This is a genomic window from Rahnella aquatilis CIP 78.65 = ATCC 33071 (assembly GCF_000241955.1).
Lineage (GTDB): Bacteria > Pseudomonadota > Gammaproteobacteria > Enterobacterales > Enterobacteriaceae > Rahnella > Rahnella aquatilis.
This window is the reverse complement of the sequence record NC_016818.1, coordinates 384,640-399,206: the sequence shown is the minus strand read 5'-3', so window position 1 is coordinate 399,206 and position 14,567 is coordinate 384,640. Positions and strand designations below refer to the sequence as shown.

Below are 14,567 nucleotides of genomic sequence, written 5' to 3'. Positions count from 1 at the left end.
GTACTAAGCTTTACTTGGAGTAAAGCTCGACGATCAGGTGTTCGTTAATGTCGGAAGACAGATCAGTACGTTCAGGCATACGCTTGAACACACCTTCCATCTTGGCAGCATCAACTTCAAGCCAAGTCGGCTTTTCACGCTGTTCAGCCAACTCCAAAGCGGCCTTCACGCGAGATTGCTTTTTAGCTTTCTCACGGATGCTGACAACGTCATTCGGAGATACCTGATAAGAAGCGATGTTAACAACGCGACCGTTTACCATGATAGCTTTGTGGCTAACTAACTGGCGGGATTCCGCACGAGTAGCGCCGAAGCCCATACGATAAACTACGTTGTCCAAACGACCTTCAAGCAGTTGCAACAGGTTTTCACCAGTGTTGCCTTTCAGGCGTGCTGCTTCTTTGTAATAGTTACGGAACTGACGCTCCAGAACACCGTAGATACGGCGAACTTTTTGCTTTTCACGTAACTGCACACCATAGTCAGACAGACGCGGTTTACGCGCACCATGCTGACCAGGAGCTTGTTCAATTTTACACTTGGTATCGATCGCGCGAACGCCAGATTTAAGGAATAAATCTGTGCCCTCACGACGGCTAAGCTTGAGCTTAGGACCCAAATATCTTGCCATTTTCTCTCTCCAACAAACCTAAAAGCAGCGTTATACGCGACGCTTTTTCGGCGGACGACAACCGTTATGAGGGATAGGAGTCACATCAGTAATATTAGTGATGCGGAAACCAGCCGCGTTTAATGCGCGGATAGTAGACTCACGACCAGGACCAGGTCCTTTAACCATAACTTCCAGATTCTTGATACCGTATTCTTTCACTGCGTCAGCGCAGCGCTCTGCTGCAACCTGAGCTGCGAACGGAGTGGATTTACGAGAACCACGGAAACCGGAACCACCAGCTGTTGCCCAACCCAAAGCATTACCCTGACGATCGGTAATGGTAACAATGGTGTTGTTGAAAGAAGCATGGATATGAGCCACGCCGTCAGAGACTTGTTTTCTTACACGTTTACGTGTACGAACAGGTGCCTTTGCCATTTATTCAATCACCCCGATTATTTCTTGATCGGTTTACGCGGACCCTTACGGGTACGTGCGTTAGTCTTGGTACGCTGACCGCGCACTGGAAGACCACGACGATGACGCAAACCACGATAAGTTCCAAGGTCCATAAGACGCTTGATGCTCAGGGTGACTTCACGACGCAGATCACCTTCAACAATGAACTTGGCAACTTCGTCACGCAGTTTTTCGATTTGCTCTTCAGACAGCTCACTGATCTTAACATTTTCAGCAATACCTGATGCAGCACAGATAGACTGTGAGCGGGTTTTGCCGATGCCGTAGATCGAAGTTAATGCGATCACGGTATGTTTCTGATCAGGAATGTTAATGCCTGCTATACGGGCCACTATGCACTCCTACTATTTATATACGGCAACACCATTCTGAAAAGCCCGTTTTCAGGATACTCAAATAGTATTGCTGCTTACATACAAAAGATTGGCTGGCTAATCTAGCCAGCTCAACCCAACTTTGCAAGAAAAATATGCGAGATAATCAGCCTTGACGCTGTTTATGCTTCGGTTCTGCACTGCAGATTACGCGAACGACACCGTTACGCTTAACAATTTTGCAGTTACGACATAATTTCTTGACGGAAGCACGAACTTTCATTTTTACTCTCCGTAACTTCGCAAACTCACCAGATTAGCGGTTATAGCCTTTCAGGTTTGCTTTCTTCAATGCAGACTCGTACTGACTTGACATCATCAGAGTTTGCACTTGAGCCATAAAGTCCATGATAACGACGACTACGATCAGTAGAGAAGTACCACCAAAGTAGAATGGAACTTTCATCGCGTCACGCATGAACTCCGGGATAAGGCAGATGAAAGTAATATACATCGCACCAATTAAGGTTAAACGAGTCATCACTTTATCAATGTACTTCGCCGTTTGCTCTCCCGGACGAATTCCTGGTACAAATGCACCGGACTTCTTCAGGTTATCTGCTGTCTCACGCGGGTTGAACACCAACGCAGTATAAAAGAAACAGAAGAAGATGATTGCAGTCGCATAGAGTAACACATAAAGCGGTTGCCCAGGCTGCAAATACAGCGAAATCGTAGTCAGCCAGTTCCAACCAGTCCCGCCCCCAAACCATGATGCAATCGTGGCAGGGAACAGAATAATGCTGGAAGCGAAGATTGCTGGGATAACCCCGGCCATATTCACTTTCAACGGTAAGTGCGTGCTCTGTGCTGCATAGACACGACGACCTTGTTGGCGTTTAGCATAGTTAACGACGATACGACGTTGACCACGTTCAACAAACACCACAAAGAAAGTCACTGCAAACACTAAAACTGCAACCAACAGCAACAGGAGGAAGTGCAGGTCGCCTTGCCGAGCTTGTTCGATAGTATGTGCAATTGCTGGCGGAAGACCCGCTACGATACCTGCAAAAATGATGATTGAAATACCGTTACCGATACCTCGTTCAGTAATTTGCTCACCCAGCCACATCAGGAACATTGTCCCGGTCACTAAGCTCACAACTGCAGTAAAGTAGAATGCAAAGCCTGGATTTAACACCAGGCCCTGCATACCAGGCATGTTCGGCAAACCGGTAGCAATACCGATCGACTGGAACACTGCCAATACCAGCGTACCGTAACGGGTGTACTGGCTAATCTTACGACGGCCAGCCTCCCCTTCTTTCTTTATTTCTGCTAACGCTGGATGAACCACCGTTAATAGCTGGATAATGATCGATGCAGAAATGTACGGCATGATCCCCAGAGCAAAGATTGAAGCACGGCTAAGGGCACCACCAGAGAACATGTTAAACATTTCAATGATGGTACCTCTTTGCTGCTCGAGCAATTTGGCAAGTACAGCGGCATCAATACCAGGGATCGGAATAAAAGAGCCGATACGGAAAACAATCAGCGCACCGATAACAAACAAAAGTCTGCGCTTCAGTTCGCCTAGTCCACCCTTGGCACTTTGAAAATCTAATCCCGGTTGCTTAGCCATCTGCTACTTATTCCTCAATTTTACCGCCAGCAGCTTCGATAGCAACACGAGCGCCTTTGGTGACACGCAAACCACGCAGAGTTACCGCACGACCAACTTCGCCAGAAAGGATTACTTTCGCGAACTCGATCTGGATACCAACTACGTTAGCGGCTTTCAGCGCGTTCAGGTCGATCACGTCGCCTTCCACCAGAGCCAGTTCAGACAGACGAACTTCTGCCGTGATCATAGCTTTGCGGGAGGTGAAGCCGAATTTCGGCAAACGACGATATAAAGGCATCTGACCACCTTCAAAACCACGACGTACGCCACCACCAGAACGTGAGTTCTGACCTTTGTGACCACGACCGCCGGTTTTACCCAGGCCAGAACCAATACCACGACCTACACGCCTTGGCGCTTGTTTGGCACCATCAGCCGGAGACAGAGTATTTAAACGCATCTCTTACTCCTCAACCTTAACCATGTAGGAAACCAGGTTGATCATACCGCGTACAGCAGGAGTATCCTCGCGCTCAACGGTGTGACCAATACGACGCAGACCCAGGCCCAGCAGAGTAGCTTTATGCTTCGGCAGGCGGCCAATGGAACTGCGAGTTTGTGTAACTTTAATAGTCTTTGCCATGGTTAATTACCCCAGAATTTCTTCAACGGATTTACCACGCTTGGCAGCGACCATTTGTGGGGATTTCATATTTGCCAAAGCATCGATAGTTGCACGAACCACGTTGATCGGGTTGGTGGAACCATAAGCTTTAGCCAATACGTTATGAACCCCTGCAACTTCCAGGACGGCGCGCATTGCACCACCGGCGATAATACCGGTACCTTCGGAAGCCGGCTGCATGAACACACGGGAACCCGTATGAGCACCTTTAACAGGATGCTGCAGGGTGCCGCTATTCAGCGCGACATTCATCATGTTGCGACGGGCTTTTTCCATCGCTTTCTGGATCGCTGCCGGAACTTCGCGTGCTTTGCCGTAGCCAAAACCAACGCGACCGTTACCATCACCAACTACTGTCAGTGCGGTAAAGCTGAAGATACGGCCACCTTTTACGGTTTTAGATACGCGGTTTACCGCGATCAGCTTTTCCTGCAGTTCGCCAGCTTGTTTTTCGATGTGAGCCATCTTAAACCTCTTCCTTAGAACTGAAGGCCAGCTTCACGGGCAGCATCTGCCAGTGCCTGGACTCGACCATGATATTGGAAACCGGAACGGTCAAAGGATACTTTCGTGATCCCTTTTTCCAATGCGCGTTCTGCGATAGCTTTACCTACAGCAGTGGCAGCATCTTTGTTGCCGGTATACTTCAGTTGCTCAGTGATAGTTTTTTCTACAGTAGATGCAGCAACTATTACTTCAGAACCGTTTGGTGCGATGACCTGTGCGTAAATATGACGCGGGGTACGATGTACCACCAGACGAGTCGCACCCAATTCTTTGAGCTTGCGGCGTGCGCGGGTCGCACGACGGATACGAGCAGATTTCTTATCCATAGTGTTACCTTACTTCTTCTTAGCCTCTTTGGTACGCACGACTTCGTCGGCGTAACGGACACCCTTGCCTTTATAAGGCTCAGGACGACGGTAGGCACGTAAATCCGCAGCAACCTGACCGATAACCTGTTTATCAGCGCCTTTCAGCACGATTTCAGTTTGGGTCGGACATTCTGCAGTGATGCCTTCCGGCAGTTGGTGATCGACCGGGTGAGAGAAGCCTAAGGCTAAATTCACCACGTTGCCTTTAACAGCAGCACGATAACCAACACCTACCAGTTGAAGCTTTTTAGTGAAGCCGTCGGTAACACCTACAACCATAGAGTTCAACAGTGCACGAGTGGTACCCGCTTGGGCCCAACCGTCTACAGCGCCTTCGCGTGGGGCGAAAGTCAGTGTATTTTCTTCCTGTTTAACTACAACAGCGTCATGGATAGTACGTGACAGCTCGCCGTTTTTACCCTTAATCGAAATAACCTGACCGTTGAGTTTTACCTCTACGCCGGCAGGAATGACGACGGGTGCTTTTGCAACACGAGACATTCTTTCCTCCCAATTAAGCTACGTAGCAGATAATCTCGCCACCAAGACCAGCCTGGCGAGCTGCACGATCGGTCATAACACCTTTAGAGGTAGAAATAACAGCGATACCCATACCGGCCATAACTTTTGGCAGCTCATCTTTTTTCTTGTAGATGCGCAGGCCTGGACGGCTGATACGTTGAATGCTTTCTACCACTGCCTTGCCCTGGAAGTACTTAAGTACTAATTCCAGTTCAGGTTTAGCGTCGCCTTCGATTTTAAATTCTTCAATGTAGCCTTCTTCCTTCAGCACGTTGGCAATAGCCACTTTCAGCTTGGAGGAAGGCATGGTGACCGCAACTTTGTTCGCGGCTTGACCGTTACGGATACGGGTCAGCATATCCGCGATCGGATCTTGCATGCTCATCTGTCTTTACTCCCGTGATTCAATTGGTGACAATTACCAGCTAGCCTTCTTAAGACCCGGAATTTCACCGCGCATAGCGGCTTCACGGACCTTAATACGGCTCAACCCGAACTTCCGCAGGAAAGCATGCGGACGACCAGTTTGACGGCAGCGGTTACGCTGACGAGACGGGCTGGAATCACGCGGCAGAGACTGCAGCTTAAGAACTGCATCCCAACGATCTTCGTCGGATGAGTTCACACCAGAGATAATAGCTTTCAATTCCTCGCGTTTAGCGCGGTATTTATCAGCCAGTTTTACGCGAACGACTTCGCGTGCTTTCATGGATTGCTTAGCCATTAGTAACCCTGCCTTACTTGCGGAACGGGAAGTTAAAGGCTGTCAGCAATGCACGGCCTTCATCATCGGATTTCGCAGTAGTGGTGATAGTAATATCTAAACCACGAACGCGATCGACTTTATCATAATCGATTTCCGGGAAGATGATCTGTTCACGCACGCCCATGCTGTAGTTACCACGGCCATCGAAAGACTTAGCAGACAAGCCGCGGAAGTCACGAATACGTGGAACAGCAATGGAGACCAGACGCTCAAAGAACTCCCACATGCGTTCGCCGCGGAGGGTTACTTTACAGCCGATCGGATAGCCCTGACGGATTTTGAAGCCTGCAACTGATTTGCGTGCTTTGGTGATCAACGGTTTTTGACCAGAGATTGCTGCCAGGTCAGCTGCTGCGTTATCCAGCAGTTTCTTGTCAGCGATCGCTTCACCAACACCCATGTTCAGGGTGATCTTCTCGACCCGAGGGACTTGCATGACAGAATTGTAACCAAACTCAGCCATGAGTTTTTTTACGACATCGTCTTTGTAGTAATCATGCAGTTTCGCCATCGTACTACTCCAAATTACTTGATAGTTACGCTGTTAGATTTGAAGAAACGGACTTTTTTGCCGTCTTCGAATCTAAAGCCTACACGGTCCGCCTTACCAGTAGCCGTGTTGAAGAGAGCAACGTTAGAAACCGGAATTGCAGCTTCTTTTTCAACGATGCCACCTGGTTGGTTCAGAGCCGGTACAGGCTTCTGATGTTTCTTAACCAGGTTGATACCTTCAACAATGACCTTGCCAGAAGACAGTACATTTTTTACTTTACCGCGCTTACCTTTATCTTTACCGGTAAGCAGGATAACTTCGTCATCGCGACGGATTTTCGCTGCCATGGTTCGCTCCTTAGAGTACTTCTGGTGCCAGAGAGATAATTTTCATGAACTTCTCATTACGCAGTTCACGAGTTACCGGCCCAAAAATACGCGTGCCGATTGGCTGCTCGCTGTTATTGTTTAAAATAACGCATGCATTACCATCGAAGCGAATGACAGAACCGTCCGGGCGACGAACACCCTTCTTGGTGCGCACCACTACCGCCTTCAGCACATCGCCTTTCTTCACCTTACCGCGAGGAATTGCTTCCTTGATGGTAATTTTGATGATGTCGCCGACGCCTGCGTAGCGACGGTGCGAGCCACCTAGAACCTTGATACACATTACGCGACGTGCACCGGAGTTGTCGGCCACGGTCAGCATAGTCTGTTCTTGGATCATGTTAGTGCTCCGCTAATGTCAACTACAACTTTAGGACCCAGGATAGGTCGTTAAGAAATCCCCACAATATGAGGGCGCGGCATTATAACACCGGTTCCCGATTATGGGTAGAAAAAATAAACGGCCCACGTACATGAGCCGTTTATCTATTTTTGAGAGGCGCTACTGTATTACAGAATCGCTTTCTCTACAACGCGAACCAAGGTCCAAGACTTAGTCTTAGACAGTGGACGGCATTCGCTGATTTCCACAACGTCGCCGATACCACATTCATTGTTCTCGTCATGTACGTGCAATTTAGTCGTACGTTTGATGAACTTACCGTAGATCGGGTGTTTCACCACGCGTTCAATCGCAACAACAATGGATTTTTCCATTTTGTCACTGATTACACGACCCTGCAGAGTACGGATCTTATCGGTCATTACGCACCCGCCTTTTCAGTCAGTAAAGTTTTCACACGTGCAACATCACGACGCACTTGTTTCAACAGGTGTGTTTGCTGCAACTGGCCGCTTGCCGTTTGCATGCGCAGGTTAAACTGCTCACGCAAAAGGTTCAGCAACTCAGTGTTCAGCTCTTCCACGCTTTTTTCGCGCAGCTCTTGTGCTTTCATTACATCACCGTCTTAGTTACAAAGGTGGTTTTGATAGGCAGTTTGGCTGCTGCCAGCTGGAAGGCTTCACGAGCCAGCTCTTCAGGCACACCGTCCATTTCGTACAGGACTTTACCAGGCTGGATCAAAGCAACCCAATACTCTACGTTGCCTTTACCTTTACCCATACGAACTTCGAGCGGTTTCTCGGTGATCGGTTTGTCCGGGAATACTCGGATCCAGATCTTACCTTGACGCTTAACTGCACGGGTCATCGCACGACGTGCTGCTTCAATTTGACGAGCAGTCAGACGACCACGGCCAACAGCTTTCAGACCGTAAGTGCCGAAGCTCACATCCGTACCTTGCGCAAGACCACGGTTGCGGCCCTTGTGCACCTTACGGAATTTTGTACGCTTTGGTTGTAACATCAGCGACTCTCCTTACTTGCGGCCTTTACGCTGCTGCTTTTTAGGTTGAGCAGCCGGTTCCGGTTGTTCAACTGCAGCCATACCACCCAGGATCTCACCTTTGAAGATCCATACCTTAACGCCGATTACACCGTAAGTGGTGTGCGCTTCAGATGTGTTGTAATCGATATCCGCACGCAGAGTGTGCAACGGAACACGACCTTCACGGTACCATTCAGTACGCGCGATTTCAGCACCGCCAAGACGGCCGCTTACTTCAACTTTGATACCTTTAGCGCCAAGACGCATTGCGTTCTGTACTGCACGCTTCATAGCACGACGGAACATAACGCGACGTTCCAGCTGTGAAGTGATGCTGTCAGCAACCAATTTTGCGTCCAGTTCCGGTTTACGGACTTCGGCGATGTTAATCTGCGCAGGAACGCCAGCGATATCCGCTACGACCTTACGCAGTTTTTCGACATCTTCACCTTTCTTGCCGATAACGATGCCAGGACGAGCAGTGTGAATAGTCACACGGATGCTCTTCGCTGGACGCTCGATAACGATGCGAGAAACGGAAGCTTTCGCCAATTCCTTAGTCAGGAACTGACGAACTTTAAAGTCGCCGTCCAGGTTGTCAGCGAAATCTTTGGTATTTGCATACCAAGTAGAGTTCCAAGGTTTGACAATACCCAGTCGAATACCATTAGGATGTACTTTCTGACCCATTGCTAGTCTCCAGAGTCTCAGCGATCGGACACAACCACAGTAATGTGGCTGGTGCGCTTCAGAATGCGATCTGCACGACCTTTAGCACGCGGCATAATGCGCTTCATGCTTGGGCCTTCGTCTACGAAAATCTTCGTGACTTTCAGATCATCGATGTCAGCGCCATCGTTGTGTTCTGCGTTAGCAATGGCAGACTCCAGCACCTTCTTAACCAGACCAGCAGCTTTCTTGTTGGTGTAGGCCAGAGTTTCCAGAGCTTGCGACACTTTCTTACCGCGAATCAGGTCAGCAACAAGGCGAACCTTCTGAGCAGAAGAACGAGCGTGGCGATGTTTAGCGATAGTTTCCATCTCTTCCTCCTACCTTAGCGCTTTTTAGCTTTTTTATCAGCCGCATGGCCGCGATAAGTACGAGTCGGCGCGAATTCACCCAGTTTGTGACCGACCATTTCATCGGAAACAAATACTGGTACGTGCTGACGACCATTATGGACAGCGATGGTCAAACCGATCATGTTAGGAAAGATCGTTGAACGACGGGACCAAGTGCGCAAAGGCTTCTTGTCACCGCTTTCCACCGCTTTCTCTACCTTCTTCAGCAAGTGCAGGTCAATAAAAGGACCTTTCTTGAGAGAACGTGGCATGGCTTATCCTCTAATTATTTTTTGCTACGGCGACGTACAATGAATTTATCAGTACGCTTGTTGCTACGGGTCTTCTTACCTTTGGTTTGAACGCCCCACGGAGTTACCGGGTGCTTACCAAAGTTACGACCTTCACCACCACCGTGTGGGTGATCGACTGGGTTCATCGCAGTACCGCGAACGGTAGGACGAATACCACGCCAACGAGCAGCACCTGCTTTACCCAGAACGCGAAGCATGTGTTCAGAGTTACCGACTTCACCTAAGGTGGCGCGGCAATCAACTTGAACTTTACGCATTTCGCCAGAGCGCAGACGCAGAGTCACGTAGGAACCGTCACGAGCAACGATCTGAACGTAGGCACCGGCTGAACGAGCCATCTGGCCGCCTTTACCTGGTTTCATTTCTACGTTGTGAACCGTTGAACCTACTGGGATGTTGCGCATAGGCAGGGTGTTACCTGTCTTGATTGCAGCATCAACACCAGATTGGATCTGGTCACCCACTTTCAGGCCTTTCGGCGCCAGGATGTAACGGCGTTCGCCGTCTTTGTACAGAACCAGCGCGATATTCGCGGAACGGTTCGGATCGTACTCCAGACGCTCAACCACTGCAGCGATACCATCTTTGTTACGTTTGAAGTCAACCAGACGATAATGCTGTTTGTGGCCACCACCGATATGACGGGTGGTGATACGGCCATTGTTGTTACGGCCACCGCTTTTGCTCAGTTTTTCAAGCAGCGGGGCATAAGGTTTACCCTTGTGCAGCTCAGGGTTAACCACTTTAACAACGTGGCGACGACCCGGAGATGTAGGTTTACATTTAACAATTGCCATTGTTCTTACTCCTCCGACTTACTCAGCGCCGCTGATGAAGTCCAGATTCTGGCCTTCTTTCAGGGTTACGTAAGCTTTTTTCCAGTCGCTACGACGACCAACACGCTGACCGTGACGTTTAACTTTGCCTTTAACCAGCAAGGTGTTCACATCTTCGACTTCGACTTCAAACAGTTTCGAAACCGCAGCTTTGATTTCCGCTTTAGTCGCGTCTTTGGCAACTTTGAGAACGATGGTGTTGTTCTTTTCCATCGCAGTAGACGCTTTTTCAGAAACGTGCGGCGCGCGCAGCACTTTCAGCAGACGTTCTTCACGAATCATGCCAGCATCTCCTCAACTTGCTTCACAGCGTCAGCAGTCATAACTACTTTGTCGAAGGCGATCAGGCTTACTGGATCGATACCTGCTACATCACGAACGTCAACCTTGTACAGGTTACGTGCGGCCAGGAACAGATTCTCGTCGACTTCGCCAGTTACAATCAGCACGTCTTCCAGAGCCATGTCTTTCAGTTTCTGTGCCAGCAGCTTAGTTTTAGGCGCTTCTACAGAGAACGTTTCGACAACGATCAAACGATCTTGACGTACCAGTTCGGACAGGATGCTTTTCAGCGCGCCGCGGTACATCTTTTTATTTACTTTTTGACTGTGGTCCTGTGGCTTTGCAGCGAAGGTTACACCACCGGAACGCCAGATCGGGCTCTTTACAGAACCTGAACGCGCACGGCCAGTACCTTTCTGACGCCAAGGTTTTTTACCGGAACCTGTTACTTCAGCACGGGTCTTCTGAGCACGAGTACCTTGACGGGCACCTGCTGCGTAAGCAACAACGACCTGGTGTACCAGCGCTTCATTGAAATCACGCCCGAAGGTAGTTTCGGAAACAGTCAGCGCGCTCTGCGCGTCTTTCACTACTAATTCCATTCCTATCTCCTCGACGTTAAGCCTTAACAGCAGGTTTAACGATCAGGTTGCCACCGGTAGCACCCGGAACAGCACCCTTGACCAGCAGCAGGTTGCGCTCAGCGTCAACACGTACTACGTCCAGGCTTTGAACGGTTACACGCTCGTTACCCAGTTGGCCTGCCATTTTCTTGCCTTTGAACACTTTGCCCGGAGTCTGGTTCTGACCGATAGAACCCGGAACACGGTGAGACAAGGAGTTACCATGGGTAGCGTCTTGGGTACGGAAATTCCAGCGCTTAACTGTGCCAGCAAAACCTTTACCTTTAGAAGTACCGGTAACATCAACTTTCTTAACGTCTGCGAAAATTTCAACGCTAATGTTCTGACCTGCAGTGAACTCTTCACCTTCTGCAAGGCGGAATTCCCACAGGCCGCGGCCAGCTTCTACACCAGCTTTAGCGAAGTGGCCCGCTTCTGGTTTGGTTACACGGTTAGCTTTTTTGCTACCAGTAGTAACCTGTACAGCGCGGTAACCGTCGTTGTCCAGGTCTTTGACCTGAGTAACGCGGTTTGCTTCAATTTCGATAACGGTTACAGGGATAGAAACGCCATCTTCAGTGAAGATACGAGTCATACCCACTTTCTTACCGACTAAACCAATCATTGTTTCAACCTCTCAATCGCTCAATGACCCTGATTAACCCAGGCTGATCTGCACGTCTACACCAGCAGCCAGATCCAGACGCATCAGAGCATCAACGGTTTTCTCAGTTGGCTCAACGATGTCAACCAGACGCTTGTGAGTGCGAATCTCATACTGATCGCGCGCATCTTTATTGACGTGCGGAGAAATCAGAATGGTAAAGCGCTCTTTGCGGGTCGGCAGCGGGATTGGACCACGAACTTGCGCACCAGTGCGCTTCGCTGTCTCAACGATTTCCGCAGTTGATTGATCGATCAGACGATGATCAAACGCTTTCAGGCGGATACGGATTCTTTGGTTCTGCATGAGACCAGAGCTCCAATTATTTTAAACGTAAATGATTACTCCTCAAACCCATTTCGATTGATGGGAGAGTGTAATCGTTCTTCACATAACCCCCATATCGGGAGTATTGTTGACCGGCAAGTAAACTTATCGGCCATCTGATTCTCATTGAATCAGGCCTACCAAGATTAGGTAAGCCCGCGCATTATACTTAAACACCAGCAAGAAGCAATTCGAACGACAAAGAAAATGCTTTTATTTTGCGCTCTTCTCTTCTTGTTGCTGTTCCAGCATCGCTTTTTTCAGCCATTCTTGTAATGGCATATCTGGGCTCCCTTCATCTAACTTGATGATTTGACTCTCATCACTTTCGTCTGCAGGCGCCTCTTCCAGGGTCTCATTTTCCATAGGTGAAGTATCTTCCGGCAACTCTCCCTCAGCATTTTCATTGTCATCTATATAGGCAGTCTGGCTAACGGCAGGGAGCTCTTTGTTCTTATAGATGTAATGCAAGGCGGATTGTTGGTAAGGAAGATGTGATTCTTCACTGATTTCTATCCGGTAGCCCTGCCAGTTAAGATAAATTATATGAAGATAAGACCCCGCCAAGGCACCAGCAAATAAACATAGGCCGCTTAGCACCACACAATACAGGCTTTTTCTGAGTTGATGATGAGCTGCCACCTTCACCTTTTGTTTGTTTAAATGGCTGACATAAGCCGATAAATGAATATTTTGCATTTTTAACCTAAAGTTCTTCTTTTGTAAGCAGCACTGGCATGTTGCCGGTACGTTTAGCGATTTGCATCAGAGTACCTTTACCTACTCTTCCATCGACAATAAGATCTTCCCGTTGCTGGAATAATTTAATCTTCCCAATCAAATCATTGTCCCACTGACCCGTTTTACTGAATGGCAGATTCAGGATTTTACTGAGCGTCATATCCAGCCAGGCGGTGTCAGCTTCAGGGCTTGTATTGTTGATAACGTTCTTACCGCTCGGAGTCTGCGGGAATAACTGGATATATTCACCGCCCCAGACTTCATTAAACCAGCTGCGCTGAACCGTCCACGTCTCATCTTTAATAAGAACATCTAACGTCTCATCAGTTACCTTAACAACGGTAACGTAGACCGTCCGTTTATCTGCTGTAATCGGACTCAGCCAGGGAATACCTTCCTGTAATAAGGTCTCTAATGTTGCCTTACCCTTTTTACAGGTGAGCTGCGCACGTATGGCCTGATCACAGAACGCATCATCAGTCGGAACGTCATAACCCCATACCTGAAAGAGCTGACGCATACCGTTACGCTCGTTACTGCCAACATCACTGAGGGTCTTCGCTGCGGCAGGGATTTCATGCAACTTTTCAGAAAAGGTTAAAGGCAGAGGGAGATAGGATTTTGCATAGTTGTAATAGGTCCATCCCAACATGCCACCAAAAAGCATGTAACAGGCGATGAGCAAGGTGATGCATTTTTTTCTGCCCGGTGTGAGCCCCCAGGCTTCAGTACAGATTTTCATCTGTCGGTAGGTGACTGATGATGTTTTTTCTGCATAAGCGCTGTTAAGTGAATCCGCAGCCAGAGCATTAATCAATTGGATTCGTCCGCCAGAAGCGTTATGCAGCAGTTTGGCCACCGGCCCGGGGATCACCGCTGCCTCTCCCCCAGAGGATTGCAATCGTTGTGAAAGATAATCTGAGGTTTCGGCGAAGCTCATTGGAAGCAGATGGTAATCAGTATGGGGAAAAAGCCTCCGACAGCGCTTACGGTCACCAGAATCCCCCTTGCGTTCCTCAACCAAAAGGAACGAAACACATGAGGATTGCGGATAACTTTTGAATGTTCTTAAAAACTCATAGCTTTCTACAGAGAGGTTTTCAGCATTATCCACTACGACCAGCCAGGGCTGAGTGGAATACTCATTTTGGTCAAAAGTTTCAGCAATTCGCAGAGGCAAGATCGAAGCTGGTAACGTTCGCCATTTTTTCAAATGAAAACAGCACGCTAATAGCTGCCCCAGGTTTTCACCGTCTGCTCCATTCAAAGGCGCTGCACTTAAATTCAATACCCGACGCTGGCTTTGTCTGGCAACCTCGTGCGCCAGTCGCGTTTTGCCAACACCTTTATTACCACCGATGATCGCGATGCCTCCCTGATTCAACTTCTGCAGAATAAAGTCCTGAGCAGCCAACAAACGTATATTATTGAAATAATTACCTTCCAAAAAAGGAAATGTGACAAAATTAAAGTGATCGCAGTACATACTAATGTCCATAACCATTTATACATTCAATGAATGTTTTTAAAAAAATAAAACCCAAAGAGGAATAAGTATGAAAATC

The 14,567-nt window shown here is 48.6% G+C and carries 28 protein-coding genes; all 28 read right to left on the bottom strand.

Translation table 11 applies throughout. The annotated features are described in order from the left end of the window. Positions 1-10: 10 nt before the first annotated feature. Positions 11-631: a 30S ribosomal protein S4 gene (rpsD, locus tag RAHAQ2_RS01850; protein ID WP_014333606.1), complete on the bottom strand. Its 621-nt coding sequence runs from the start codon at positions 629-631 to the stop codon at positions 11-13. Between the two features lie 30 nt (positions 632-661). After that, positions 662-1,051, bottom strand: a complete 390-nt coding sequence (gene rpsK, locus RAHAQ2_RS01845) for a 30S ribosomal protein S11 (protein ID WP_004929731.1) — start codon at positions 1,049-1,051, stop codon at positions 662-664. 17 nt (positions 1,052-1,068) lie between these two features. After that, positions 1,069-1,425 (bottom strand): 30S ribosomal protein S13, encoded by a 357-nt coding sequence (gene rpsM, locus RAHAQ2_RS01840; protein ID WP_013573704.1) that lies wholly within the window; start codon positions 1,423-1,425, stop codon positions 1,069-1,071. A 148-nt stretch (positions 1,426-1,573) separates the two neighbouring features. Next, on the bottom strand, positions 1,574-1,690 hold the full coding sequence (gene rpmJ, locus RAHAQ2_RS24755; RefSeq protein ID WP_002227352.1) for a 50S ribosomal protein L36: 117 nt from the start codon (positions 1,688-1,690) through the stop codon (positions 1,574-1,576). 33 nt (positions 1,691-1,723) lie between these two features. Then, positions 1,724-3,055 carry a preprotein translocase subunit SecY gene (gene secY / locus RAHAQ2_RS01835; RefSeq protein WP_014333605.1) on the bottom strand — a complete coding sequence of 444 codons (1,332 nt, stop codon included), beginning with the start codon at positions 3,053-3,055 and terminating at the stop codon, positions 1,724-1,726. A 7-nt stretch (positions 3,056-3,062) separates the two neighbouring features. After that, entirely contained in the window at positions 3,063-3,497 is a 435-nt protein-coding gene (rplO, locus tag RAHAQ2_RS01830) for a 50S ribosomal protein L15 (protein ID WP_013573702.1), read from the bottom strand. Between the two features lie 3 nt (positions 3,498-3,500). Then, positions 3,501-3,680: a 50S ribosomal protein L30 gene (gene rpmD, locus RAHAQ2_RS01825; RefSeq protein ID WP_013573701.1), complete on the bottom strand. Its 180-nt coding sequence runs from the start codon at positions 3,678-3,680 to the stop codon at positions 3,501-3,503. Between the two features lie 6 nt (positions 3,681-3,686). Further along, complete coding sequence (gene rpsE / locus RAHAQ2_RS01820; protein WP_013573700.1) at positions 3,687-4,187, bottom strand: 30S ribosomal protein S5; 501 nt, start codon at positions 4,185-4,187, stop codon at positions 3,687-3,689. A 14-nt stretch (positions 4,188-4,201) separates the two neighbouring features. After that, complete coding sequence (gene rplR / locus RAHAQ2_RS01815) at positions 4,202-4,555, bottom strand: 50S ribosomal protein L18 (RefSeq protein ID WP_013573699.1); 354 nt, start codon at positions 4,553-4,555, stop codon at positions 4,202-4,204. A 9-nt stretch (positions 4,556-4,564) separates the two neighbouring features. Next, positions 4,565-5,098 carry a 50S ribosomal protein L6 gene (gene rplF / locus RAHAQ2_RS01810; RefSeq protein ID WP_013573698.1) on the bottom strand — a complete coding sequence of 178 codons (534 nt, stop codon included), beginning with the start codon at positions 5,096-5,098 and terminating at the stop codon, positions 4,565-4,567. Positions 5,099-5,111: 13 nt separating this feature from the next. Next, positions 5,112-5,504 (bottom strand): 30S ribosomal protein S8, encoded by a 393-nt coding sequence (gene rpsH / locus RAHAQ2_RS01805; protein WP_013573697.1) that lies wholly within the window; start codon positions 5,502-5,504, stop codon positions 5,112-5,114. A gap of 33 nt (positions 5,505-5,537) precedes the next feature. Further along, positions 5,538-5,843, bottom strand: a complete 306-nt coding sequence (rpsN, locus tag RAHAQ2_RS01800) for a 30S ribosomal protein S14 (RefSeq protein WP_013573696.1) — start codon at positions 5,841-5,843, stop codon at positions 5,538-5,540. 13 nt (positions 5,844-5,856) lie between these two features. Continuing rightward, on the bottom strand, positions 5,857-6,396 hold the full coding sequence (rplE, locus tag RAHAQ2_RS01795) for a 50S ribosomal protein L5 (RefSeq protein WP_013573695.1): 540 nt from the start codon (positions 6,394-6,396) through the stop codon (positions 5,857-5,859). 14 nt (positions 6,397-6,410) lie between these two features. After that, the gene (gene rplX, locus RAHAQ2_RS01790) at positions 6,411-6,725 is read right to left on the bottom strand and encodes a 50S ribosomal protein L24 (RefSeq protein ID WP_013573694.1); all 315 of its coding nucleotides are present in this window, start codon (positions 6,723-6,725) and stop codon (positions 6,411-6,413) included. 10 nt (positions 6,726-6,735) lie between these two features. Further along, positions 6,736-7,107 (bottom strand): 50S ribosomal protein L14, encoded by a 372-nt coding sequence (rplN, locus tag RAHAQ2_RS01785; protein ID WP_008457164.1) that lies wholly within the window; start codon positions 7,105-7,107, stop codon positions 6,736-6,738. 170 nt (positions 7,108-7,277) lie between these two features. Next, the gene (gene rpsQ, locus RAHAQ2_RS01780) at positions 7,278-7,532 is read right to left on the bottom strand and encodes a 30S ribosomal protein S17 (protein ID WP_014333604.1); all 255 of its coding nucleotides are present in this window, start codon (positions 7,530-7,532) and stop codon (positions 7,278-7,280) included. Next, the gene (gene rpmC / locus RAHAQ2_RS01775; protein WP_013573692.1) at positions 7,532-7,723 is read right to left on the bottom strand and encodes a 50S ribosomal protein L29; all 192 of its coding nucleotides are present in this window, start codon (positions 7,721-7,723) and stop codon (positions 7,532-7,534) included. The genes rpsQ and rpmC overlap by 1 nt, the downstream gene beginning before the upstream one ends. Further along, a complete protein-coding gene (gene rplP, locus RAHAQ2_RS01770) occupies positions 7,723-8,133 on the bottom strand; it encodes a 50S ribosomal protein L16 (RefSeq protein WP_009639183.1) in 411 nt (136 codons plus the stop codon). The genes rpmC and rplP overlap by 1 nt, the downstream gene beginning before the upstream one ends. Before the next feature lie 12 nt (positions 8,134-8,145). Beyond that, a complete protein-coding gene (gene rpsC / locus RAHAQ2_RS01765; RefSeq protein WP_013573691.1) occupies positions 8,146-8,844 on the bottom strand; it encodes a 30S ribosomal protein S3 in 699 nt (232 codons plus the stop codon). Between the two features lie 17 nt (positions 8,845-8,861). Next, positions 8,862-9,194, bottom strand: a complete 333-nt coding sequence (gene rplV, locus RAHAQ2_RS01760; RefSeq protein ID WP_004391423.1) for a 50S ribosomal protein L22 — start codon at positions 9,192-9,194, stop codon at positions 8,862-8,864. A 14-nt stretch (positions 9,195-9,208) separates the two neighbouring features. Beyond that, on the bottom strand, positions 9,209-9,487 hold the full coding sequence (gene rpsS / locus RAHAQ2_RS01755) for a 30S ribosomal protein S19 (protein ID WP_004929772.1): 279 nt from the start codon (positions 9,485-9,487) through the stop codon (positions 9,209-9,211). A 14-nt stretch (positions 9,488-9,501) separates the two neighbouring features. Then, positions 9,502-10,326: a 50S ribosomal protein L2 gene (gene rplB / locus RAHAQ2_RS01750; protein WP_013573690.1), complete on the bottom strand. Its 825-nt coding sequence runs from the start codon at positions 10,324-10,326 to the stop codon at positions 9,502-9,504. An 18-nt stretch (positions 10,327-10,344) separates the two neighbouring features. Next, positions 10,345-10,647: a 50S ribosomal protein L23 gene (gene rplW / locus RAHAQ2_RS01745; protein WP_013573689.1), complete on the bottom strand. Its 303-nt coding sequence runs from the start codon at positions 10,645-10,647 to the stop codon at positions 10,345-10,347. Then, positions 10,644-11,249 (bottom strand): 50S ribosomal protein L4, encoded by a 606-nt coding sequence (gene rplD / locus RAHAQ2_RS01740; RefSeq protein ID WP_013573688.1) that lies wholly within the window; start codon positions 11,247-11,249, stop codon positions 10,644-10,646. Before rplD ends, rplW begins: the two co-directional genes overlap by 4 nt. A 16-nt stretch (positions 11,250-11,265) precedes the next feature. Beyond that, entirely contained in the window at positions 11,266-11,895 is a 630-nt protein-coding gene (rplC, locus tag RAHAQ2_RS01735; protein WP_013573687.1) for a 50S ribosomal protein L3, read from the bottom strand. Positions 11,896-11,928: 33 nt separating this feature from the next. Continuing rightward, the gene (gene rpsJ, locus RAHAQ2_RS01730; RefSeq protein WP_009639175.1) at positions 11,929-12,240 is read right to left on the bottom strand and encodes a 30S ribosomal protein S10; all 312 of its coding nucleotides are present in this window, start codon (positions 12,238-12,240) and stop codon (positions 11,929-11,931) included. Between the two features lie 234 nt (positions 12,241-12,474). Then, a complete protein-coding gene (locus RAHAQ2_RS01725) occupies positions 12,475-12,960 on the bottom strand; it encodes a hypothetical protein (protein ID WP_014333603.1) in 486 nt (161 codons plus the stop codon). Positions 12,961-12,967: 7 nt separating this feature from the next. Beyond that, positions 12,968-14,488: an ExeA family protein gene (locus tag RAHAQ2_RS01720; protein WP_014333602.1), complete on the bottom strand. Its 1,521-nt coding sequence runs from the start codon at positions 14,486-14,488 to the stop codon at positions 12,968-12,970. Positions 14,489-14,567: the final 79 nt, after the last annotated feature.

Bases quoted from the DNA above. Each gene is read 5' to 3' on its own strand.
- rplB (WP_013573690.1), bottom strand. From the start codon at position 10,326: ATGGCAATTGTTAAATGTAAACCTACATCTCCGGGTCGTCGCCACGTT.
- rplF (WP_013573698.1), bottom strand. From the start codon at position 5,098: ATGTCTCGTGTTGCAAAAGCACCCGTCGTCATTCCTGCCGGCGTAGAG.
- rplO (WP_013573702.1), bottom strand. From the start codon at position 3,497: ATGCGTTTAAATACTCTGTCTCCGGCTGATGGTGCCAAACAAGCGCCA.
- rpsN (WP_013573696.1), bottom strand. From the start codon at position 5,843: ATGGCTAAGCAATCCATGAAAGCACGCGAAGTCGTTCGCGTAAAACTG.
- rpsD (WP_014333606.1), bottom strand. From the start codon at position 631: ATGGCAAGATATTTGGGTCCTAAGCTCAAGCTTAGCCGTCGTGAGGGC.
- rplC (WP_013573687.1), bottom strand. From the start codon at position 11,895: ATGATTGGTTTAGTCGGTAAGAAAGTGGGTATGACTCGTATCTTCACT.
- rpsQ (WP_014333604.1), bottom strand. From the start codon at position 7,532: ATGACCGATAAGATCCGTACTCTGCAGGGTCGTGTAATCAGTGACAAA.
- rplW (WP_013573689.1), bottom strand. From the start codon at position 10,647: ATGATTCGTGAAGAACGTCTGCTGAAAGTGCTGCGCGCGCCGCACGTT.
- RAHAQ2_RS01720 (WP_014333602.1), bottom strand. From the start codon at position 14,488: ATGTACTGCGATCACTTTAATTTTGTCACATTTCCTTTTTTGGAAGGT.
- rpmC (WP_013573692.1), bottom strand. From the start codon at position 7,723: ATGAAAGCACAAGAGCTGCGCGAAAAAAGCGTGGAAGAGCTGAACACT.
- rpsH (WP_013573697.1), bottom strand. From the start codon at position 5,504: ATGAGCATGCAAGATCCGATCGCGGATATGCTGACCCGTATCCGTAAC.
- rplE (WP_013573695.1), bottom strand. From the start codon at position 6,396: ATGGCGAAACTGCATGATTACTACAAAGACGATGTCGTAAAAAAACTC.
- rplP (WP_009639183.1), bottom strand. From the start codon at position 8,133: ATGTTACAACCAAAGCGTACAAAATTCCGTAAGGTGCACAAGGGCCGC.
- rplX (WP_013573694.1), bottom strand. From the start codon at position 6,725: ATGGCAGCGAAAATCCGTCGCGATGACGAAGTTATCCTGCTTACCGGT.
- rpmJ (WP_002227352.1), bottom strand. From the start codon at position 1,690: ATGAAAGTTCGTGCTTCCGTCAAGAAATTATGTCGTAACTGCAAAATT.
- rplR (WP_013573699.1), bottom strand. From the start codon at position 4,555: ATGGATAAGAAATCTGCTCGTATCCGTCGTGCGACCCGCGCACGCCGC.
- rplN (WP_008457164.1), bottom strand. From the start codon at position 7,107: ATGATCCAAGAACAGACTATGCTGACCGTGGCCGACAACTCCGGTGCA.
- rpsS (WP_004929772.1), bottom strand. From the start codon at position 9,487: ATGCCACGTTCTCTCAAGAAAGGTCCTTTTATTGACCTGCACTTGCTG.
- rplV (WP_004391423.1), bottom strand. From the start codon at position 9,194: ATGGAAACTATCGCTAAACATCGCCACGCTCGTTCTTCTGCTCAGAAG.
- rpsE (WP_013573700.1), bottom strand. From the start codon at position 4,187: ATGGCTCACATCGAAAAACAAGCTGGCGAACTGCAGGAAAAGCTGATC.
- rpsJ (WP_009639175.1), bottom strand. From the start codon at position 12,240: ATGCAGAACCAAAGAATCCGTATCCGCCTGAAAGCGTTTGATCATCGT.
- rpmD (WP_013573701.1), bottom strand. From the start codon at position 3,680: ATGGCAAAGACTATTAAAGTTACACAAACTCGCAGTTCCATTGGCCGC.
- secY (WP_014333605.1), bottom strand. From the start codon at position 3,055: ATGGCTAAGCAACCGGGATTAGATTTTCAAAGTGCCAAGGGTGGACTA.
- rplD (WP_013573688.1), bottom strand. From the start codon at position 11,249: ATGGAATTAGTAGTGAAAGACGCGCAGAGCGCGCTGACTGTTTCCGAA.
- RAHAQ2_RS01725 (WP_014333603.1), bottom strand. From the start codon at position 12,960: ATGCAAAATATTCATTTATCGGCTTATGTCAGCCATTTAAACAAACAA.
- rpsK (WP_004929731.1), bottom strand. From the start codon at position 1,051: ATGGCAAAGGCACCTGTTCGTACACGTAAACGTGTAAGAAAACAAGTC.
- rpsC (WP_013573691.1), bottom strand. From the start codon at position 8,844: ATGGGTCAGAAAGTACATCCTAATGGTATTCGACTGGGTATTGTCAAA.